This window comes from Lysinibacillus sp. CD3-6 (assembly GCF_006351725.2).
Lineage (GTDB): Bacteria > Bacillota > Bacilli > Bacillales_A > Planococcaceae > Lysinibacillus.
On sequence record NZ_CP085880.1, the window covers coordinates 822,961 to 845,650 of the forward strand.

Below are 22,690 nucleotides of genomic sequence, written 5' to 3' on the forward strand. Positions count from 1 at the left end.
TGACTCCTTTATTTTCTAGGGTTTCGCAATAATAAGTAGATGAAATAAGGGGCACCAATAGCAGCTGTAAATACTCCTGCTGGCACTTCTAAAGGACTAAATGCAGTTCGTCCAATAATATCTGCAACCATTACTAATAAAGCACCAATAGCAGCGGATGTAGGAATTAATACACCGAATGCTGGACCTACAATGCGTCTTGCAATGTGTGGTGCCATTAAGCCGACAAAACCAATAGCGCCTGCAAATGAAATAGCACAAGCAACGAGACTTGAACTCAAAAGTAATAGGAAAAAACGAGTTTTTTGTACAGTTTGACCTAAACTAGCAGCTGTATCATCACCCAATTCTTGCACATTTAACTGTCGAGTAATAAAGACTGTTAGAAGCAGGAGGATGATAATAATCGGAACTATAATTTGAACTTGATTCCAATCAGCACTTTTGACGCTTCCTGTAATCCACTTATTGGCTTCACTAGCTTGATAAATTGGACCAATTACCATTAACATTGTCGTAATAGCCTGCATAAAAGCTGAAACCCCAATACCAATTAACACAAGACGAGTTGCTGTCACACCATCTTTCCAAGCAAAGATATACACAATAAATGCAACGACAGTAGCTCCGATAAATCCAGCGAGAGGTAGCCATTCAATACTAACTGTTAATGAATGATTAGAGTCGCTAAAAATAGCTAAAAACCCAACTACCGCAGCTCCACCACCAGCAGAAATACCGATAATATCTGGTGAAGCGAGTGGGTTTTTAATAAGGCCTTGTAAAATAGCACCCGCAACGGCTAACGCCATACCTGCAAATGCCGCAATAAAAATTCTTGGCAGTCGGAAGTCAATAATAATTAATTGATCGAAATCCGAACCTTGTCCGAGTATCGTTTGCAATACTTTTATCGGATTTATAAATGAATCTCCAAATGATGCACTAAAGAAAAAAACCAATAATGCAATGAGGCTAATAAACGTTAGTTTTTTAGAAGCTTTTATATCTAATAAAAAGGATATTTTATTTTGTAGTAAACGAACTGTTTTTAATTGTTTCATTATTTTTTTCCACCTTTTCGCGCAAGGTAAATAAAGAATGGCGTACCAATCATGGCTGTCATTACGCCTACAGGCACTTCTTGCGGCATAATGATGTAGCGTGCTGCAACATCAGCAACCAATAATAATATGCCACCTAATAGTGCAGCCATTGGAATAAGCCAGCGATGATCTGTGCCAACAAACTTTCGCGCAAAATGGGGTACTACAATTCCTACAAACCCAATTGGGCCAGCTATAGCAACTGAACCACCAGCTAAAAAGATGACAATAATGCCAACTGCTAATTTCATCATTCCTAGTGGTAAACCTAGGCCTCTTGCTATATCATCCCCAAGTGCAAGAATATTCATTTTAGAAGAGATTAGGAGAGCAGCAATCCATCCAATAACTAAATATGGTAACACAGATATTAGAATCTCTAGCTTTCTCCCTTGTACAGATCCAGCTAACCAAAACAGTACTTGCTCAAGTTCAGCTTCGTTTGTTGCCAGTAAACCTTGTGTAAAAGAAGCGAAGAGGGCACTGATGGCGGCCCCAGCTAACGTTATTTTGACTGGAGTTACGGCATCTCGTCCAGATGAACTAATACCATAAACTGCTAAAGCAGCAATTGTAGCACCTAAAAATGCAACCCATGCTAGAGATTGTAAACTCGAAATATGGAAGAAAATCATGGCAAATACGACGGCAAAACCTGCTCCAGTATTAATCCCTAAAATCCCTGGTGATGCGAGTGGATTTTTCGTTAATGTTTGCATAAGTACCCCTGTAATAGCTAAAGAAGCCCCTACACATGTAGCTATTAAAGCTCTAGGAATACGAACATTTTGGATAATAATATGCTCGTTAGAATTATTAAACTGGGTAAAAGATTCAATCGTCGTTTGTATGGAGGTATTTGCATAGCCATATACAATACTTATTCCCATGCAAATAAGTAAAAGAAGCAATCCTACTATTAACGCTATAGACTTTGAAGCATTATTTTTTAATATCATAAATTCGTACTCTTTCTTTATATAGAATGCACTAACGTTTGATTAAAAATATATTGACAGTAATAAATTCTTACAATATTATTGATTCGTTCTTACTAAAAATGATAATCATTATCACCAAACAATTTTATCATATACAATGGGGGAAAAAAAGATGCAAAAAGCATTTCAAAAGTTATTAGTATTGCTAGCTGTTATGGCTATTTTTGTTCTTGCAGCGTGTGGCAATTCGAAAGATAACGAGAAGGAAGAAAGTTCAAAAGAGGGCAATGCATATAGTGTCGAACATGCAATGGGGACAACTGATGTAAAAGATACACCAAAACGTATTGTTGTACTTACAAATGAAGGTACAGAAGCACTTTTAGCTCTAGGTATTAAGCCTGTAGGTGCAGTTCAATCATGGTCAGGTGATCCTTGGTATGACCATATTAAAGATCAAATGGACGGTGTAGAAGTAGTTGGTGTTGAACATGAAGTTAATATTGAAAAAATTGCTTCTTTAAAGCCCGATTTAATCATTGGTAATAAACTAAGACAAGAAAAAGACTATGCGAAACTTAGCAAGATTGCACCAACAATTTTTTCTGAAACATTACGTGGTGACTGGAAAGAGAATTTTAAATTATATGCAAAAGCAGTAAATCAAGAAGCTAAAGGTGAAGAAGTATTAACAGCCTACGAAGATAAATTACAAGCATTAAAAGAAGAACTGGGTGATCAAACGAATAAAGAAATTTCGTTTGTACGTTTTATGGCAGATAAATCTCGCATCTATTACACGGATTCATTCTCTGGTGTTATTTTTGATGAATTAGGATTTAAACGTGTTCCAGCTCAAGCAGACTTATTTAAAGATAATGCAAAATTAGGGAAATTGGCTATTGATTTAGGAAAAGAAGCAATTCCTCAAATGGATGGGGATGTTATATTCTACTTCACATACATGCCAACGGGTGATGATACTGCATTAGCAACTGAACAAGAGTGGACACAAGATCCACTTTGGAAAAACCTAACTGCTGTCCAAAAAGGCAACGCACATAAAGTGGATGATGTCATTTGGAATACTGCTGGAGGCATTCTAGCTGCGAATATTATGTTAGACCAAGTTAAAGAATTTTTTGTTAAATAAAATTATTGTAAAACCACCTACTGTTGAGAGCCATTTCATACAGTAGGTGGTTTTTTGTTTCGCGGAAACCCGAGGTTCTATCGCGGAAAAAGGTGCTACAAACGCGGAAACCCGAGGTGCTATCGCGGAAAAAGGTGCTACAAACGCGGAAACCCGAGGTATTACCGTGGAAAAGAGCCTTTTTCCATAACGAATACATTGCATCACAGATGAACGCCTACTTGAACAAAATTTGCTCCTCATATTATAGCAATGGGTAAACGCATTTCTTGACGTATTTATGCCGAAGCGTTATGGACAGGAGGGAAATCATGCATTGGATAACCATTATTCTGATTGGTATAGCTGCCAATTTAGATAATCTAGGGATTGGCCTTGCATATGGTGTTAAGCGAGTGAGGATTCCTATTGTATCGAACGCAGTCATTGCCATCATTTCAATGATTGTCACTTACGTAGCAGTAACGGCTGGTAGTACAGTAGTAGAGTATATTTCTCCACACACAGCCAATCTTTTGGGAAGTCTTTTGCTCTGTGCGATTGGGGTGTATACGCTATTCTCTAACCGCCTTTCCAAAAACGGCATCGCGAAAAATCCTGAAGTGTTTGATGAAGATAAAAACTACATTATTTCAATTAGAGAGGCAATGACACTTGGCTTTGTTTTATCGGCAAACTGTTTAGCAGGCGGAATTGCCATTGGAGCGAATGGTATTTCAGCTATATGGACGGTTATCTCAATTGGAATCTTTTCCTTTATTACTGTCGGCGTAGGAATTCATTTTGGCGCCCTTCTTTCAAAAACATATATTGGCATGTACTCGACAGCAATTTCAGGATGGTTATTAATTTTAATTGGGGTGTTTGAAGTTTTTGCTAAATAATAAAATGAAGGGATATTACTGATGTTTAACAGTGATATTCTTTTTTTATGAGGAAATTTTGACATATTGAGGACGTTTTTGGATTGCTAGTTGACATACTAAGGTAACAGAGATTATTCTTTGGATAGATAGTGTAATTGAGAATTATTTTCGTTTTCATTCTCATAATATTGATTTCGTGGAAATATTGAGAATATAATTCGTATCAATTATAATGTTTAATGGAAATTAAATAAAAATTTTCCATAATTATTAGAGGGGGCGTGCAACACATGAAGAAAATAATGATGTTGGTCATGCTAGTCAGTATGGTTATTTTTAATTTAGCGTTACCACATGCATCTGCTCAAATGGCTGATGGCACATATTCTGTAAAATATCAGGTGAATAAACCAGATAGTAGCTCAGCATCTATTGCCAATGATTATTTCGTAAAGCCAGCTACGGTGACAGTGAAAGATGGTACATCTACTGTACAAATTACATTAAAGAATAGTGCTTGGATTACTAAATTTCAACCACCAGGTGGAGCAGCAGTTGTTAGCGAAGATAAAACAGCTGATACACGTGTTGTACAATTCACAGTAAAAGATTTATCAAAGCCAGTTGTAACATCTATGAAAATTGATATCGATGATATTAATTATCACCATGAGTATAGCGTTTCACTAGTATTTGATGCAGCGGTATCAGGAAGTTCAGCAGCTACAACAACAGCAACAAATAATACGAAAACGTCAACAGGATCTGAAAGTCAAGTGTCTAATCCACAAACAAGCGATGCGATGCCTTATTTATTACTAGTTGCATTTGCAGGATCAGCATTTTTACTTTATAGAACTAAATACAAAACAAAAATGGAGGGTCAATAATGGCTAAAAATCGTCAATCTCGTGCAACAAAAATCGTACTCGCTTCATTATTAGCAGCATCACTTTCAGTTCCAACATTTGCATCAGCAAAGGTGGCTGACACAACAACGACAACTATATCTACAGATGTAAAAGTGGAAGCTACGGCTGAAACAACAGAAGGGACAGTTGTAAAGTTCCAAACGTTTAAACCTGGTACAGATGAAGCAGGATACATGGATAAGTATTTTGCTGGAACAGGCTTACTTGTTGAGAAAGATGGTACATATACAGTGAAACTAACGATTCCAGCTCAATTTGCTGCAATGATTCCTGGTTTCCAAATAAAACAAGGCGATAAATATGTAGATGCGACAATTGAAAAGCAACAAGATGGTTCAAGCATCGTGTCATTCCCAGTAGATCCAAAAGTAAAAACGGGGGCAAAAGTACATGTAGTTGCTTCTCAAGCAAACATGGATAAATGGTATGACTTTGATTTCCAACCAGTTGCGACAACTGAGGTTACAGAGCCAACTGAGGAAGTAAAAGAAGAACAACCTGAAAAAGAGGAAACAGTTGTTACTGACGAAGAAGAAGATGTTGATTTATATGAAGGTACTGTAACAGTTTATAAAGATGGAACGAAAGAAGAATCCATCATGAAAAACTATATTAGTTCTACTGTAGTTGTTGGAGATGCAGATGGCACATACGTTGTAGGAATGGTATTCCCTAAAGGGCAGTATGTTCAATCATTTAAAGTAGACGGTAAAGACGCTGTTTTAGAAGAAGAAGATAAAGAAACAAATGAACGTATTTATACTTTTGAAGTAAAAGATTTAAAAGCACTTGCAAACGCTGAAATTCATATTATCGTTGATGAGCCTGCAGCGGGCGTAAAATATGATTCTGTTCATACTGTACAATTTAGCTTTAATGTAGATTTAAGCAAACCAGTTACAGATACTGAAGAAACAACAGTTGAAAATCCATTTAAAGATATCGATAACAACGAAAATAAAGAAGCAATCCTTAACTTACTAGCTTATGAGATTATCATGCCGCAAGATAAATTTAATCCAAATAACAATTTAACACGTGCTCAATTTGCATTAATGATTGCACGTACTTTAGAGTTAGAAGCTACTGAAGTTGCTGGCTTCCAAGATATTAAAGGTATTGAAGCAGAAAATGCAATTAATGCTCTTGCTGAATATGGCATCGTAGAATCACGTGAAAAATTCAATCCAAATGGCATTTTAACACGTCAACAAGGTGCATTAATGATTTACCGTGCTATCCAAGCTGTCACTGAAGGCGACTTAAATGTTCAAATTTCATTACCATATGCTGATGTAGCTACAATTGCGAATGATGAAGCGAAAGAAGCTTTCTCATTACTGAACAAAGAAGGCATTATGACAGGATCTGTTGCGAAAGATGGTAAAACTTATATCAATGCAAACAAACCATTAACTCGTGGACAAATGGCAAAAATTTTAAATAACTCTTTAAAATTCTTCTATGAATTTGAAGAATAAGAATAAGCATTAAACAATAGCAACTTCCTTTCTCACTTAGATGAGGAAGGAAGTTACTGTTGCTTCTATAGAAATTGGGGGTATTTTATGAAAACATACAATAAAAAAGTTATCTTTTTATTGTCTTTTATCAGTGCAATAATCTTGGTGTTTATCCCTCAATTGCCGTTACATGCACAAGCCGAAGTAGGTAGTTCGTTAAAAAATGGGAGCTATCAAGTTGAACTAAGTTTTTCATCCATTGATGGGGTGGAACCAAATCGATTTTTCAATGAAGAGGCAACAATTAACATAGTGAATGGCCAATATACTTTGTCTATGGCGATAAATCATTCATATAGTTTACAAGAGATACATATTGAACAATCGGAAAAAGAGTCTTCTTCAATTTTAAAATGGACTGAAAATTTAGTTCAGTTTGATGTAAAAGATTTAGAAGAACCTATTATTATAAAGGGTCTTTTAGCTTCAGAATCTGTAGAGGAAAGTTTTCAATTTGCTCAGCGACTTCGTATCATATTAAAAGCACCAATCGAAGACAATGAACAAGACAATATAATAGAAGAAACTACACCTAAAAAACAATGGTCCATTGATTATATTTTGTACGCTGATGGAAAAAAAGAGCAATCCATTATGAATACGTATGTCAATCCAGTGGCAAAGGTGATAGAAAAAGACGGCAAATATTATGCCCAGATGACCATTTTAAAATCAGCTTGGGTAACGGGGTTAACAGTTGATCAACGAGGGACACAGGTGGAACCAACATTTGTATCGATTGTGGGAAATGAGAGAATTGTCGAATTTGAAGTAGTTGATTTAACAAGACCATTGCGTATGTGGGTACAAGTAGATATTCCAGAAATTGCATATCATCATCAATATTTTGTTGATTTACAATTTGATGCGCAACAAGTGGCGAATATTTTAGAAAAACCAATCGAAGCGGAGCCTCCTAAGCAAGATGATAGTGTGAAGCCTCCTGACGCCACAAGTGACAAAATAGAGAAGCCATTAGAGGAAAAAACAGAGGAACCTATAACAAATGCTAATTTGCAGTCATTGCCAACAGTTCAGCCTCCTTTCACAGCATTACCAGAAGAACAGTTAGCTTTTGACCGTACACTTGATGCAAGTGCTGAGGACAAGGTAGAAGAAGAACCTACTGTAACTGAAGAGGAAAAGCAACCGAAAATTGAGCAGGCTGAAAATAAAACGAATGTAGATCAACAACTTGCCCAGTTAGATAAAGTGAAATTACTATTGTTAGTGGTCATTTGTTTACTATCGGGCTGGTTACTCATTCGTCGCTTAAGAAATTCCAAAAATACTTGAACAAAGTAGGAGATGACTATATGTCTAAAAAACAAAAAAACTGGCTGGCATTGATAGCGCTTATGACAGTATTTTTAATTGCTGGTTGTAGCGGTGGGGGCGAGCAAGCAAAGAATGAAGCATCTACTAAAAAAGCTGAAGAATCAGTAGCAAATACACCAAGTGAAAATCGTATTATTGCAGGTACAGTTGTTATAGCTGATATTTTAGATAAGCTAGAGCTTGATGCTATTGCAGTACCAGAAACAGAAAAAGTATTAGCAAAACGCTTTGAAGGTTTACCTACAATAGGTAATGCAATGGAGCCAGATATGGAAATTGTAAAATCATTAACTCCTACCGATGTATTATCAGTGTCCACATTACAATATGATTTACAAGATAAATTTGAACAGCTAAAAATACCTGTAAATTTTTTGAATTTCCAAAGTGTTGATGCGATGATGGCTGAAATAAAAACATTAGGTGAGCGGTATGATCGGTCAGCTCAAGCAGAAGAATTAGTGGTGGGACTACAAAAGAACATTGATGCTATACAAACTGTCGCTGCCAATAAAGAAGGACCTCGTGTTTTAATATTACTTGGTATTCCAGGAAGTTACTTAGTAGCAACTGAAAATTCTTATGCTGGCGACCTTGTCAAACGTGCGGGGGGAATTAATGTAATGGAGGGGCAAGAAGCAGAGTATTTATCATCAAATACGGAGTACTTGCATAATAGCAACCCTGATATTATTTTACGTCTATCGCACGGCATGCCTGATGAAGTTGTTAAAATGTTTGATGAAGAATTTAAAACAAACGATATTTGGAAGCATTTTGACGCAGTGAAAAATGGTAAAGTATATGATTTGGAAGAAGAATTATTTGGAACGACAGCTTCCTTACAGGTGCCACAGGCTTTAGGACAGTTAATGGAAATTTTTTATCGCTAATAAGTAAGCTGAAATTGTCGCTCGTATTGCAAGATAACTCTTGCCGTAGAGCGCTTTTCTTATATTCTATTACATAGTATTTTTTCGTTCCTGAGCAGTCGTAGTGAGCGAATCTTTTAAATAAGTAAAATCGACGCAATTCTAAGATGCACATTCACTGTGCAATGTGATTTTGCGGAATTCGATTAGAAAAAGGAATCCGATATGACGAAAAAAATAATAAGTTTTGCATTGGTAATATTATTGTTACTAATTTCGATGATTTACTCAGCCACGACAGGTAGTATTAAAATGGGCTTTTTTGAATTTATAGGTGCATTGTTTGAAGAAGGAAATAGTCAGATGGAGGCAATACGTGATTTGCGTTTTCCACGTATTCTAGTCGCTTTATTTGCAGGTGCTGCGCTTTCTGTTTCAGGTGTATTATTGCAATCAGTTATGCGTAATCCGCTAGCAGACGCTGGCGTCATAGGTATTTCATCAGGAGCAGCATTTGTACAATTATTTATTATTTCATTTTTTCCAGCTCTCTTTTTTATGACACCGATATTAGCGTTTATAGGTGGAGCATTTGCTTGTGCGCTAGTGTTTGCCTTGTCATGGAAATCGGGATTGAGTCCTTTAAAATTAATATTAGTAGGGATTGCGATTAATGCGATGTTTACTGGTCTAACAGAAGCATTTTTAAGTCTAGGTGGCTCATTGAATACATCTGCTTCTAGTGTCGTCGGATCAAATTTAACAATGCGGACATGGAAAGATGTGACGACTATTGCAACATACGGAACGATAGGCTTAGTCGCAGCATTTGCGTTATATAGCTGGTGTAATCTTCTCGTTCTACAAGATAAAACGGCAAAAAGTCTCGGCTTTAACGTAGCACGCGCGCGTTTAATTATTGCCGCAGTTGCTGTATTATTAGCAGCCGTGTCAGTAGTCGTCGCAGGTGTTATTTCCTTTGTCGGCTTATTAGTTCCACACATTGCCCGACGTTTAGTTGGACATGATCATCGATACCTAATACCGTTTACGGCGTTAGCAGGTGCCTTATTAATTTTAGTGGCAGATACAATTGGTCGAACAATCGTTGCACCAATTGAAATCCCTGCATCAACTATTATGGCAATTATCGGTGGCCCGTTCTTAATATTCCTTTTACGAAAAGAGTGAAGAAAATGGAAATGCACGACCTTATCGTCTCGCATGATAATACACGCAATCATTTAGATGGAGTCTCAACGAGCATTCAAAAGGGCAAAATTACAACGATAATCGGCCCGAATGGCTGTGGGAAATCAACATTACTAAGTGTGATGTCACGAAATAATATGCCGAAATCGGGGCATGTTTCTTTGGAAAATAAAGACTTAGTCCATTATAAGCCAAAAGAGTTTGCTAAAAAGCTAGCAATTGTTTATCAACAAAATGATGTCCCAAAAGATTTAACCATTGAAAAATTAGTGAGTTTTGGGCGCCTTCCGCATAATACAATGTTAAAACGTAATCATGAGGAAGATGAAAAAGCGATTGATTGGGCATTAGCATGTACAAACTTATTAGAAAAGCGAAAAAATGATTTAGAAGCGCTATCAGGCGGTGAACGACAACGAGTTTGGATCGCGATGGCATTAGCACAGCAGTCTGAAATTTTATGCTTAGACGAACCGACTACGTATTTAGATATTTATTATCAAATGGAGTTATTGGAGCTTGTAAAAGAATTGAACGAAGAACATGGTTTAACAATTGTTATGGTGCTTCATGATATTAACCAAGCAATTCGTTATAGTGATCATATTATTTTGATGAAAGCAGGACAAATTATAGCTGAGGGCGCACCGCGTGACGTCATCACAAAGGAAGTTATTAAAGAAGTCTATGGAGTTGACGCAATCTTCAATGAAGATGAACAGCTCGGTCTTTATATGGTGCCTCTTGGTATTTAAGTTGGTGAAACGATGAAAAAATGGAAATCGAAGCTTTTAACAGTTTTATACTTGTCTATATTTTTATACTCTGGCTTTGTGCTAGTAAAGTACGTCTACACATACTATGAATCATCAAAATCTTTAAAAGAAGTGCAAACGATTTACGCTGAAACATTGGCGACGATTCAAGAAGAAGTAGTTGAGGAAGACATTTCAACTACTGAAATAGAAACCAAATATACGATTAGACCTCAATTTCATGATTTATTAGCTGTAAATAAGCGCATAGTTGGCTGGATTTCAGTAGATAATACAAAGCTCAACAATCCAATTTTACATGCGGATAACAATGAATTCTATTTAAACCATAATTATAAAGATCGGGAAAGTCGTGCAGGCAGTGTTTTTATGGATTATCGAAATGACGCACTTGATATTAGTCGTAATACCATTTTGTATGGTCATGCCATGAAAGATGGGACGATGTTTGGTAGTTTGAAAAATTACTTGAATCAGGATTATGCCGATGCACATCGTACAATTTATTTAGATACATTATATGAAGGGTATGATATTGAAGTATTCGCTGCTTATGAGACAACGATTGATTTTTATTATATTGAAACAGAATTTAAAACAGACGAGGAATTTCTTCAGTTTATCGGAGAAGTTCAAAAGCGTTCTACAATTGATATGAATGTAGATATAGGACCAGATGATAAAATTATTACGCTTTCTACATGTAAAGATTCCGTAATTAGTGATGACCATCGATTTGTTGTACAAGGGAAATTAGTGAAACGTTAACTAAGTTGAAAATCGCCGATAGAAACTTATGAATCGCTGGTTACAGTCCGCGTTTCGCCGATTGGACAGGAGAAATCGCCGATAAAAGACTATAAATCGCCAGTAAACCTTCGTAAAGCATCGGATATCAGCATTACTTTTGCATCTTGAAATGAGTAAGAATAACGTCGAAAATAATTTAAATAAATTACTTGACGTAAATTAATTATTAATATATAGTAAGTTACATAAAGTAATTGATTACTTTTAGTAACGGAAAATTAACTAAGATGTACTGCGAAGTAACTACATATGTTTAACCCATTTATTTTTGGGTAACATAATTAGAGTAGTTACTTCATATTTTAACATATATCTCGAATTCGAGATATAAAACAATTCAAATTGGAGGAATTTAAAATGGCAAAATGGAATATCGATTTAGGACACTCAGCAATTAACTTTCAAGTAAAACACATGATGGTATCAAAAGTAAAAGGTGTATTCGATTCTTATTCAGCTGATATTGAAGCAGCAGATCTTGCAGATTTAACAACAGCAAACATTAGCATTACAATTGATGCAGCAAGCATTAACACTCGTAGCGAAGATCGCGATAATCACTTAAAAGCAGCTGATTTCTTTGATACAGAAAAATACCCAAATATTACGTTTAAATCAACAAGCATTACAAAAAAATCAGGTGATGAGTATGCCTTAACTGGTGATTTAACAATTAAGGATGTTACAAAACCAGTTACTTTCAATACTGAATTCAATGGTAAAGGTACAAACCCATGGGGTCAGGAAGTATATGGCTTCGAGGCAGAAACGACAATTAACCGTGAAGACTTCGGTTTAACTTGGAATGCTGCTTTAGAAACTGGTGGAGTACTTGTAGGGAAAGATATTAAAATTTCAGTTGAACTAGAAGTAAACCCTGCGTAATAATGTTAGCCCATGTTGTAAAAAAATAAAGAATAAGTTTGTGAAAATCCGCTCGGCTTTCATGAGCATAGTATGAGGTGGGTCGCTAGCTAACGCTTGCGATTCTCTTGTGTACATGCTTGGAAGACTGTGTGGATTTTTGTCTTTTAATAGAATGCTCATTAATCTTTTACCTGCGGACGAAGGTCTGTTAAAATAATCCAGTAGTATGTTCCTTGCATATTTTTAGCAATTAATGCATATAAAACATCATATTGTTTTTGGGGGCGATGGGATGAATGTATTAGTGACAGGTGGCTATGGGTTTATTGGTAGTGCCGTGGCGAGGCGTTTTTTTGAAGAAGGCGCCAATATTTATATAATTGATAATTTAAGTACAGGACATTTACGGAATATTGATTTCGAACATAAATCGTACTTATTAAATGTTGAAGATGAAGTATGTGAGCATTTCTTTAAGGAAGTAGCATTTGATGTAGTCGTTCATTGTGCGGCGCAAACGAGCGTTCAGCTCTCTATCCAAGAGCCAATGAAGGACATATTAACAAATATCGTGGGGCTAAGCCAAATGCTCTTTTATTCTTCTAAATACAAGGTGAAACATTTCGTGTTCGCATCTTCAGCAGCGGTTTATGGTAATAGTCACTATCCACCGTTAGAGGAAACAGATATTAGTGAGCCAGTTTCAATGTATGGGCTAAATAAAAGCATTGGTGAAACATATTGTGAAAAGTGGCAACGTGATTATCGTTTACCAACGCTCATCTATCGTTTTGCTAATGTTTTTGGTCCAAGACAACGTATGCAAGGGGAGGCGGCTGTTATCCCTAGTATGTTGAAAAGTAGTCTTGAAGGTAGACCTTTTACTATTTATGGCGACGGTGAACAGACGCGTGATTTCATCTACGTAGATGATATTGCAGATGCCATTTATGCTGGAGTAGAAGCTAGACTTCAAGGTATCTACAATGTTTCAACAAACGAAGCGTGGTCACTTCATCAAGTGATATTATTATTACAACATTTAAATCATCCATTAGAAATCCAATATGCCCCTGCAAGAGAAGGCGATATTGAGCATTCATTTTTAAATAATGAAAAGCTTGCTAATGCGATTGGCTGGAAGCCGAAAAAAACATTTGCAGAAGGCATCGAGCTTACTATACAGGCATTACAGAAAGAGAAAATTGTTGAAATTTAATAATGGTAAACACAGAAGAGCTGTTTTGAAAATGAAGTTTACTAATCGGTTTATTCGGTCTGCGTTCGATTTTTTCGAGCACAGACCTTTTTGATTTCCTGATTTAGGTAAGTTGTCATTTGTTGCTGGATCGATAATTTTGTATTATATTAATTGACGGGTCAATGATTGAGCACCCAATGATTAGTTGACACTTCTATAAAGTTGACCATACAAATTATTAGGAGGGTTATTGATGCAATGTTCACTTTCAAATCATGAACAAATTTTACAGCTTCTTAAAGGGCTGAATAATCAAATTAGCCCTAAATTTGAACGATGTACAGGCATTAGCGCATCACGCTATGAATTGCTACACCAGCTTTATAAAACAGAAGAAATTAATCAATCTACCCTCCAAAAAGCAGTTAATATAGACAGTGGTGCCATTACTCGTCATTTAAAACAACTTGAGGCAAGCGGTATGGTGACAAGACGACGAAACCCCACCGATAATCGTGTAATATTTGTTCGACTGACTGATGAAGGTCGTAAACAAATTGTCGGTTACAAAAAAGAAAAGGTTCGTTTCGTTAACCAAATGCTTCATGATTTTAATCAAGAAGAATTAGAATCCTTATCTGTCATGCTAAATCGCATGCAAAACAACATTATCGATTATTGAATTTTTTGACCAATATACTGATTTGAAAATGAAGCATTTAGTTCAATAAATGAATTTAATTAAAAGGATGGGTAACTATGATTATTATTCACGCACACTTACAAGTAAAACCAGAGCAAGAGCAAGCATTCTTGGAAGAAGCAAAGATCCTTCTTTCAGCAACAAGAGCTGAAGAGGGTAACATTAGCTACGATTTGATGAAGTCTACTGAACATGATTGCCATTATACAATGGTTGAAATTTGGAAAGACGTAGAAGCTACTGCAATCCATAATACGAGTGAGCATTTTACTGCTTTTACTCAAAAAGCACTAACTTTTATGGCTGCACCAATGGATCTTAGAGTATTTAGTGGAGAACCTCTAAAAGCATAATTTGTAAAAAAAGCAAACACCTCAAGGAGTGAACTGCACCCCAATTGTTAGACACATCTAACAATTGGAGGTGCAGTTTTTCTATGGGGTGTTTGTTTATGTTCATTTTCATCAAATGGATTTTATAGGCACGTACAAATGTTGTATTTAGCATGAGTCATAGTAGCTGCATACAATAAAAGAAAGGCGATTTTTTCTAGTGTACTCATTGCAATACCAGTTATAAATGAATACTTATCCAATCAATATTTACGTGGAGTGGAGGTATTTGACCAGTGAGCGTACATCAACATGGTAATCGGACAATACGTAAAACAATATTAATTTATTGTGAGGGAGAAACGGAGCGCATTTACTTTGAGCAATTGCGTATTTTAAAGCGCTCGAAAACAGTGAGCGTGAAAATAAAAAACGTTAAGCGCTCTGCGATCAAGCTAGCACAACACGCCTTCCGTGATTCCAGCTACCAATATTTTGATGAAGTATGGATTGTTTTTGATAAGGATGATTTAACAGATAAACAGCTAGACGAAGTAAATATGTTCTGTGAGGAAAAAAATATTCACATCGCTTATTCAAATGAGGCATTTGAATTGTGGCTATTACTACATTTTGAAGAAGTAGATGTATCTGAAAAATATCCACGTGCTGTTTTAAACAACAAGATGGAGGAGCATTTAGGGGTAACACGCTATTTTCGTCATAAGGCAGACGAGTCTATTATTGCTCCGATTGCACTACTACATGAGGTAGCCATTAAAAATTGTGCGGAAATGATGTCCCTACGAACGACAGAAAATCGTGATAATCCTTATTGCAATATACATGACATGATTCAATACATATTCTAAATCTGGTGGATGTCTTGTTCAGCTAACGTAATGAGAAAGGTGAAGCATTATTTAAGTACAGGCGATGAATAGTTTGCAGGTTTTTTATTTAAAAATAGAAAACCTGTTTTTTTATGCGAATTGTCGGAATACAAATATTCTTCTTAAAATTAGGTTGAAATTTTAAACTGAGTATAATAAAATAACTTAAAACATATTAAACCTAGTAAAATTATAAGATTAAAGTGTGAGGTGACAATTGCATGATGACAGCACCGTTAATTTCTATACAACAAGTTAGTAAAACATTTGCTGAGCAGACAGTACTTCATGAAATTTCGTTGGATATTCAAAAGGGAGAGGTTATTGCCATATTAGGAAGGAGTGGTTGTGGCAAAAGTACATTGTTAAATTTAGTTGGGGGTTTTGAGCAGCCAACTAGTGGACAAGTATTGTTAGAAAACCAAGTTGTTACTAGAGCAAGTAAACGTTGTATTATGCTCATGCAAAATTATGGATTACTTCCTTGGCGTTCTGTGCAAAAAAATGTAGAGCTCGCATTAGAGGGAGAGACTTTAACGAAGAGTGAACGACAGCAACGTGCGCATTATTATTTGAAGCTTGTTGGCTTAGAAAATCGATTAAGCGCATTACCTAGTGAATTATCGGGCGGTATGCAACAGCGTGTTGCCATTGCACGCGCATTAGCGATTCGTCCAGAGGTAATTTTAATGGACGAACCATTTGCAGCACTTGATACCTTTACACGTTATTACTTACAGGACGAGCTACTTGCTATTCAAAAAAAGGAGCAAACAACTATTTTATTGGTGACACATGATATAGACGAGGCTATTTATTTAGCTGACCGCATTTTTATTATGAGTCCAAATCCCGGACGCGTCCATCGTGAATTACATATTCGTAGTACGAAACCACGCGATCGTTCAGATTCGGAATTCCAGCATTTTCGTGAGATTATTTTCAATGAATTTCAGTTTACGCATCCGCAAGATACGATTGAATACAACATTTAAAATAGGGGGAAAACGATGAACAAGAAGGTAGGCATTTTTTTACTAGCGTTAATACTATTGCTGACACTTGCGGCATGTGGAACGGATGAAAAAGAGGCAGTATCCCAAACAGAAGGCAATAAAAAGGTAGTGAAAATTGGGTATTTACCAATTACGCATGCTGCACCACTTTACATGCAAACAGATAGAGAATACGAAGGTTATGCCATTGAGCTTGTGAAATTTGGTTCATGGCCCGAACTAATGGATGCTTTAAATACAGGAAAAATTGATGGTGCATCAGTGCTTATTCAATTAGCGATGAAGGCAAAAGAACAAGGAATTGACTTAAAGGCAGTAGCTTTAGGACATCGAGATGGCAATGTTTTAGTGGCAGCCCCTACGATAGAAAATGTGGAGGATTTGAAAGGGCAAAGCTTTGCGATTCCAAATAAATATTCTACACACAATATTTTGTTATATCGGATGTTACAAAATGCGGGCTTAAATTATGAAGACGTAAATGTTGTAGAGCTACCACCAGCAGAAATGCCAGCTGCCCTTGCAGAAGGTCGCATTGCAGGATATGTAGTAGCAGAACCATTTGGTGCTATTTCTGTGGCGCTTGAAAAGGGTAAAGTGTTATTCCAATCAGAGGAAATTTGGCAGGATTCAATTGACTGTGGACTAGTCCTTCGTCATGACTTTATCGAAAAAAATAAAAATATTGCAAAACAATTCGTTAAAGATTATGCCGCTGCTGGTGAGCTCATGAATGCAGAGGGAGACCATGCACATGATGTTGTTGCTAAATATATTAAAGTTGATAAGGATGTTTTAGATTTATCGTTGAATTGGATTTCGTATCATAACTTAAAAATTGAAGCGGATGCGTATGCTATTTTAAGAGATTCATTAATAGAGATGGGCTTGTCAGAGAACCCACCATCATATGAGGAATTTGTTGATACGACATTATTGGAAGAATAGTAGGGTGCATATGTATGAAAAAAATAGGACCAATTTTGCTTGGATTTGTGTTATTAATAGGCGTTTGGCAAGTAGTAACGATTATTGGTGATCATGATGCAGCATTATTTCCTCCACCATTAGCTGTTTTTACGGCATTACTGGATACTATCAAAGATGGCTCCATATTCGAGCATATACAAATTAGTTTGTTTCGCTTTTTTAGCGGTTATTTGTTAGCGGTTGTTGTCGCTGTAATTGTCGGATTAGTTGTCGGGAGATTGGTGAAAGTTTGGGCTGTGCTAGATCCGATTGTACAAATTTTACGTCCTGTATCACCGATTGCTTGGTCACCTTTTATCGTACTATGGTTTGGCATTGGCAATATGCCAGCCATTGTCATAATATTTATTGCAGCCTTTTTCCCCGTGTTATTATCCACAGTGACTGCAGTGAAAAAAGTTGATGCTACTTATTTACGAATTGCGGCCAATTTTGAAATGTCGCAGTTTAACCTATTGCGTAAAATTGTTTTTCCAGCTGCTTTTCCTATGATTGCAAACGGGTTGCATATGGCATTAGGAAGTGCCTGGATATTCTTAGTTGCTGGAGAAATGGTAGGGGCGCAATCAGGATTAGGCTTTTTAATAGTCGATGCTAGAAATTCACTTAGTTTAGATTTAGTTATGGCGGCCATTATTGTTATTGGCGTACTTGGTCTGTTGCTCGACAAGGTCATTCGCTATTTTGAAGGCTGGGTTTCGAAAATTTGGGGCGGACAAGGGGCTTAGAGCGGGCAAAAAAGAGCTAGCCCAATAAATTATTGGTTAGCTCCGTTTTGAATGGCACGTATTTGAATCGTATCGCTACGCTCACCAGTGTTTTTTGAATAGTAACCAATTTCTACTCGGTCACCTGAATGCGCATCAACAATTTCTTTATAGCAAGGGTCCAAATATTCGCTGCCCCATAAAATCATTGCATTAAATACAGATTCTAATGCCTTTCCTGATTCAGTTAATGAATAGGCATAACGCGGTGGATGTGCAGAGTAAAGAGTGGAAGCAACTAAACCTGCTTCTTCTAAAGATTTTAAACGTGCAGACAATAAATTTGCTGAAAGACCTGGTAAATTTAATTTAATGTCATTAAAGTTCGATTGACCGATTAATAGTTCATGTAAGATGAGCAATGTCCAACGATCACCGATAATGTTCAATGTTTGTGCAATATTGCATGGTAAGTCGTATCGTGTTTTCATAGTGTTCCCTCCATGCAGTAGTGTAGCACAAATCATAATTTTTAGTAAATTCAGTTGTTTTTATTAAGTAAGTATAATAAAATAACTCACATAAAGAAAAAACAAACTATTCGGAGGTATTTACTATGAGTTTATTTTTGGTAGAATCAACAGTTAGTGAAGTAACGAACAAAGAGCAATTTGCAGCATTAGTAGAGCGTGTAGGACAAGAGCAGGATGTAACTGTTATCGAAGTACAAGTAGCGAAGGATTTTAGTCGTGCGTACTTTATCGTGGAGGCAAATGAAGAATCTCAAGCAACAACAGCACTAGCAGCTCAAAACATTCAAACAGATTTAGTAAAAGAAGTTCGCCTAGTTGGGAAAGAGTTGGATGAAGTTAAAACAAATCAAGAAGTTGTGAACTATTTAGTAGAGTGGGAAATTCCAGCAGAAATTACAATGGATCAATATTTAGCACGTAAAAAGAAAAACTCCGTTCACTATGAAGAAGTACCAGAAGTACATTTTTCTCGCACATATGTATGTGAAGATATGACAAAGTGCCTGTGCTTCTATGACGCACCAGACGAAGCAGCTGTAAAACGTGCTCGTGAGGCAGTGCAAACACCAATTACGTCTTTAACTGAATTAGCTGATAAGTAAAGGATAGGAGTGGAAACCATGGCAGTAGATGCAGTAGCTTTACAAACGTTAATTGAAGAAAAATTAAAACCGTTCGTAAAAAAGATTGATGAGGAAGCTTATTACGCGGAGGATTTTTTATTGGAGCTCGGCAAGGCTGGATTTTTTGCTTCAACACAAAAAGATGAACAAACAACGCTATTAGATGAGCTAACGATTGTACAAGAGACAGCGAAAGTTTGTATGACAACTGCATTTTGCCTATGGTGCCACCTTGCCGCTTTAACTTACTTACGTAAAACGAATAATATGCAATTACGTGAAAATATTTTACCATTACTAGAACGTGGAAAAGTACTTGGTGCGACAGGTTTATCGAATCCGATGAAGTTTTATGCTGGACTAGAGAAGCTTCATTTATCAGCTGAGCGTGTGGACGGTGGCTATGTCGTAAATGGAGTGTTACCCGCTGTTTCAAACTTAGCAGCGAATCACTGGTTCGGGGCGATAGCCCATAACGGTGAGCAGGAAGTGATGGTATTCGTTAATACAGACAATGAGAACATTACACTAAAGGAAAAAATCCACTTTTTAGGTGTCAACGGCAGTGCGACCTATACATGTAAGTTTGACAACGTGTTTGTTGCTGATAACTATATCATTGCACAAGATGCAAGCACATTTGTAGATACTATTCGCCCGATATTTGTACTGTATCAAATCCCGCTAGGTTTTGGTGTTGTAGACTCAGCTATTGAAGGGATAGAAAAAGTTAAAGCTAAGCAAAATGGTTGTAATGAATATTTGCAAGTGCAAGCGGATGAACTAACAGAAAATCTACACTCATTACAAGAAACACTTCAAGCACTAATTCAATCTGGTGAAGTAAATTTACAAGCAATTTGTCAGCTTCGTTTACAAGTCGTTTATAATACATTGGCTGCAGTGCAGGCCAACATGCTCCATAATGGCTCAGCGGGTTATATTGCAGGAAGTACACCATCACGTAAGCTACGCGAGGCCTACTTCTTTGCTAATTTAACACCGACAGTTAGACAGCTTGAGAAGATGACGGCAACAGCGAAAGCGAAATAGAGAATGAAGAAACCTTGACTGGCGTTATTGAGTCAAGGTTCTTTTTTATGAATGGACTCATCCATTCATGTTTATTTCAGAAAAACATACAGTGTATATAGAGCGTAATTAGTACAAAAGGAAAGGGGATCGCGTGGATAAGTCTAAATCAAATCAGGGCAAGGATTTGACTGAGAATGCGAAGGATCAACAACTAGAGGCATTTCGCGTCAATAATGATGGGAAAAAGATGACGACCAATCAGGGGCTGAAGGTTTCCAATGATGAAGATTCATTGAAAGCTGGCGTTCGTGGACCAACCATTATGGAGGATTTTCATTTTCGGGAAAAAATGACGCATTTTGACCATGAGCGGATTCCCGAACGTGTTGTACATGCTAGAGGATTTGCCGCGCACGGAGAGTTTGAACTATATGAATCGATGAAAGAGTATACAAGGGCCAAATTTTTGCAGGAGCCTGGAAAGAAGACGCCTGTTTTTGTTAGATTTTCGACCGTAGTAGGGAGCTTAGGCTCAATGGATACGGCCCGAGATGTACGCGGCTTTGCAACAAAATTTTACACAGAAGAGGGCAATTATGATTTAGTTGGTAACAATATACCAGTGTTTTTCATTCAGGATGCTATTAAGTTTCCAGATTTAATTCATGCTGTAAAACCTGAGCCTCATAATGATATGCCACAAGCGGCTTCTGCACATGATACATTTTGGGATTTTGTCGCAAATAATCAAGAAATAGCGCATATGATTATGTGGCATATGTCTGATCGAACGATTCCTAGAAGTTTTCGGATGATGGAAGGCTTTGGTGTGCATACGTTCCGTTTTGTAAATGACAAAGGTAGGTCGAGATTTGTAAAGTTTCATTGGAAGCCAGTGCTAGGTGTGCATTCACTTGTTTGGGATGAAGCACAAATTATAGGGGGCAAAGATGCCGATTTTCAACGACGAGATTTATGGGAATCAATTGAAATCGGGGATTTTCCAGAGTATGAGCTTGGAGTCCAGATGATTGAGCCAGAGGAAGAATTTAAATTTGATTTTGATATTTTAGATGCAACAAAATTATGGCCTGAAGAGCTAGTACCTGTTAAAAGAATTGGAAAAATGACATTGAATCGCAATGTAGATAATGTTTTTGCTGAAACGGAGCAAGTCGCTTTTCATCCTGGAAATGTTGTGCCAGGCATTGATTTTACAAATGATCCACTGCTTCAAGGTCGCTTATTTTCATATATCGATACACAGCTTCTTCGTTTAGGCGGACCAAATTTTGCTGAGATTCCTATTAATAGGCCAGTTTGCCCGATTCATAATAACCAACGAAATGGATTCAGTCGACAAACGATTAATACGGGAAAGGTTAGTTATCATAAAAACTCGCTTGCAGGTAATACGCCTTCAACATCCACTGCAAAAGAAGGGGGATTTTTCCATTATGAAGAAAAGGTGGAGGGACGTATTACAAGAGCTCGAAGTAAGTCCTTTAATGATCATTTCTCACAAGCTCGACTATTTTGGAATAGTATGTCGCCACCTGAAAAGCAGCATATTATTGACGCCTTTAGCTTCGAGGTAGGGAAGGTTAAAAGTAAATACGTTCGTCAGCAAGTTGTAGATATGTTTGTCCGTGTCGATAAAGAGATGGCTACAATAGTTGCCAATAATATTGGTGTTAATCGACCTACAGGTGAGCAATCAAACGTTACTATATCCTCACCTGCATTGAGTCAGGCGAATACTGTGAAATTGCCACAGACACTTAAAGTGGGAGTATTAATAGGGGATGGGTTTGACGCCAATGAGGTGGGAGAAGTACTTAAATATTTAACAAAGAATGGTGTTCGCTATAGCATCATTTCTGATAGGCTCGGTGTGGTGACGGGTACTAATGGTGTGCAGTTAACAGCGAGCGATACATTTATTACAACGGATGCGGTGCTTTTTGATTCCTTATATGTTGTCGGAGTTCGAGCTGACAATCAAGCAAAGTTTAACACTTATATTGTCAATTATATTAATGAAGCGTACAGACATTTTAAACCAATTGGCATTGCTTCAACAGGCACAACATTTTTTAATATGTCCAATGCTAACGTAGGGCCAGGCATTATTTTAGCAACTGGAAATGCTGGATTTGCCAAAAAATTTGTTGATGCCATTGCTCAGCAACGTTTTTGGCAGCGCAATATTTTCTAATATACGTCCATGACGGGTGTATGAGGGTGTCAGGCACTCAAAT

23 protein-coding genes are annotated in these 22,690 nt (G+C 36.9%); 20 read left to right on the forward strand and 3 right to left on the reverse strand.

Annotated elements, in window-relative coordinates:
* Positions 1–8 precede the first annotated feature (8 nt).
* Positions 9–1,064: a FecCD family ABC transporter permease gene (locus FH508_RS03715; RefSeq protein ID WP_173478060.1), complete on the reverse strand. Its 1,056-nt coding sequence runs from the start codon at positions 1,062–1,064 to the stop codon at positions 9–11.
* Complete coding sequence (locus FH508_RS03720) at positions 1,064–2,065, reverse strand: FecCD family ABC transporter permease (protein ID WP_173478059.1); 1,002 nt, start codon at positions 2,063–2,065, stop codon at positions 1,064–1,066. The genes FH508_RS03715 and FH508_RS03720 overlap by 1 nt, the downstream gene beginning before the upstream one ends.
* Positions 2,066–2,219: 154 nt before the next feature.
* Here FH508_RS03720 and FH508_RS03725 point away from each other — a divergent pair, with 154 nt between their 5' ends.
* From FH508_RS03725 to FH508_RS03805, 17 genes are all read left to right on the forward strand, one after another.
* Positions 2,220–3,200, forward strand: coding sequence for an ABC transporter substrate-binding protein (locus FH508_RS03725; RefSeq protein ID WP_173478058.1), 981 nt, complete (start codon positions 2,220–2,222; stop codon positions 3,198–3,200).
* A 311-nt stretch (positions 3,201–3,511) separates the two neighbouring features.
* On the forward strand, positions 3,512–4,084 hold the full coding sequence (locus FH508_RS03730; protein ID WP_173478057.1) for a manganese efflux pump: 573 nt from the start codon (positions 3,512–3,514) through the stop codon (positions 4,082–4,084).
* Between the two features lie 272 nt (positions 4,085–4,356).
* Positions 4,357–4,956 (forward strand): heme uptake protein IsdC, encoded by a 600-nt coding sequence (isdC, locus tag FH508_RS03735; RefSeq protein ID WP_217270169.1) that lies wholly within the window; start codon positions 4,357–4,359, stop codon positions 4,954–4,956.
* A complete protein-coding gene (locus tag FH508_RS03740; protein ID WP_173478056.1) occupies positions 4,956–6,479 on the forward strand; it encodes an NEAT domain-containing protein in 1,524 nt (507 codons plus the stop codon). The genes isdC and FH508_RS03740 overlap by 1 nt, the downstream gene beginning before the upstream one ends.
* A gap of 87 nt (positions 6,480–6,566) precedes the next feature.
* The gene (locus FH508_RS03745; protein WP_173478055.1) at positions 6,567–7,817 is read left to right on the forward strand and encodes an NEAT domain-containing protein; all 1,251 of its coding nucleotides are present in this window, start codon (positions 6,567–6,569) and stop codon (positions 7,815–7,817) included.
* A 20-nt stretch (positions 7,818–7,837) separates the two neighbouring features.
* Positions 7,838–8,752 carry a heme ABC transporter substrate-binding protein IsdE gene (isdE, locus tag FH508_RS03750; RefSeq protein WP_173478054.1) on the forward strand — a complete coding sequence of 305 codons (915 nt, stop codon included), beginning with the start codon at positions 7,838–7,840 and terminating at the stop codon, positions 8,750–8,752.
* Positions 8,753–8,956: 204 nt separating this feature from the next.
* Positions 8,957–9,922, forward strand: a complete 966-nt coding sequence (locus tag FH508_RS03755) for a FecCD family ABC transporter permease (protein ID WP_173478053.1) — start codon at positions 8,957–8,959, stop codon at positions 9,920–9,922.
* 5 nt (positions 9,923–9,927) lie between these two features.
* Entirely contained in the window at positions 9,928–10,698 is a 771-nt protein-coding gene (locus FH508_RS03760; protein ID WP_173478052.1) for an ABC transporter ATP-binding protein, read from the forward strand.
* Between the two features lie 12 nt (positions 10,699–10,710).
* Positions 10,711–11,487: a class B sortase gene (gene srtB, locus FH508_RS03765; RefSeq protein WP_173478051.1), complete on the forward strand. Its 777-nt coding sequence runs from the start codon at positions 10,711–10,713 to the stop codon at positions 11,485–11,487.
* A 399-nt stretch (positions 11,488–11,886) separates the two neighbouring features.
* Positions 11,887–12,414 (forward strand): YceI family protein, encoded by a 528-nt coding sequence (locus FH508_RS03770; protein ID WP_173478050.1) that lies wholly within the window; start codon positions 11,887–11,889, stop codon positions 12,412–12,414.
* 274 nt (positions 12,415–12,688) lie between these two features.
* Positions 12,689–13,615 (forward strand): NAD-dependent epimerase/dehydratase family protein, encoded by a 927-nt coding sequence (locus tag FH508_RS03775; protein ID WP_173478049.1) that lies wholly within the window; start codon positions 12,689–12,691, stop codon positions 13,613–13,615.
* A 235-nt stretch (positions 13,616–13,850) separates the two neighbouring features.
* Positions 13,851–14,279 (forward strand): MarR family winged helix-turn-helix transcriptional regulator, encoded by a 429-nt coding sequence (locus tag FH508_RS03780; protein WP_173478048.1) that lies wholly within the window; start codon positions 13,851–13,853, stop codon positions 14,277–14,279.
* Between the two features lie 77 nt (positions 14,280–14,356).
* Positions 14,357–14,653: a putative quinol monooxygenase gene (locus FH508_RS03785; RefSeq protein ID WP_173478047.1), complete on the forward strand. Its 297-nt coding sequence runs from the start codon at positions 14,357–14,359 to the stop codon at positions 14,651–14,653.
* A gap of 275 nt (positions 14,654–14,928) precedes the next feature.
* Entirely contained in the window at positions 14,929–15,504 is a 576-nt protein-coding gene (locus tag FH508_RS03790; protein WP_173478046.1) for an RloB family protein, read from the forward strand.
* 245 nt (positions 15,505–15,749) lie between these two features.
* Entirely contained in the window at positions 15,750–16,520 is a 771-nt protein-coding gene (locus FH508_RS03795) for an ABC transporter ATP-binding protein (protein WP_173478128.1), read from the forward strand.
* A 15-nt stretch (positions 16,521–16,535) separates the two neighbouring features.
* Complete coding sequence (locus tag FH508_RS03800; RefSeq protein ID WP_173478045.1) at positions 16,536–17,489, forward strand: ABC transporter substrate-binding protein; 954 nt, start codon at positions 16,536–16,538, stop codon at positions 17,487–17,489.
* A 14-nt stretch (positions 17,490–17,503) separates the two neighbouring features.
* The gene (locus tag FH508_RS03805; protein ID WP_173478044.1) at positions 17,504–18,259 is read left to right on the forward strand and encodes an ABC transporter permease; all 756 of its coding nucleotides are present in this window, start codon (positions 17,504–17,506) and stop codon (positions 18,257–18,259) included.
* A 29-nt stretch (positions 18,260–18,288) separates the two neighbouring features.
* Here the strand turns inward: FH508_RS03805 and FH508_RS03810 are convergent, their stop codons facing one another.
* Positions 18,289–18,729, reverse strand: a complete 441-nt coding sequence (locus FH508_RS03810) for a winged helix-turn-helix transcriptional regulator (RefSeq protein ID WP_173478043.1) — start codon at positions 18,727–18,729, stop codon at positions 18,289–18,291.
* A gap of 125 nt (positions 18,730–18,854) precedes the next feature.
* On the opposite strand from FH508_RS03810, the gene FH508_RS03815 reads away from it, so the two are divergent.
* The 3 genes from FH508_RS03815 (at position 18,855) to FH508_RS03825 (ending at position 22,647) form a co-directional block, all read left to right on the forward strand.
* Positions 18,855–19,373, forward strand: coding sequence for a DUF4242 domain-containing protein (locus FH508_RS03815; protein WP_173478042.1), 519 nt, complete (start codon positions 18,855–18,857; stop codon positions 19,371–19,373).
* A gap of 18 nt (positions 19,374–19,391) precedes the next feature.
* The gene (locus tag FH508_RS03820; protein WP_173478041.1) at positions 19,392–20,447 is read left to right on the forward strand and encodes an acyl-CoA dehydrogenase family protein; all 1,056 of its coding nucleotides are present in this window, start codon (positions 19,392–19,394) and stop codon (positions 20,445–20,447) included.
* A 133-nt stretch (positions 20,448–20,580) separates the two neighbouring features.
* A complete protein-coding gene (locus FH508_RS03825; RefSeq protein ID WP_173478040.1) occupies positions 20,581–22,647 on the forward strand; it encodes a catalase in 2,067 nt (688 codons plus the stop codon).
* Positions 22,648–22,690: the final 43 nt, after the last annotated feature.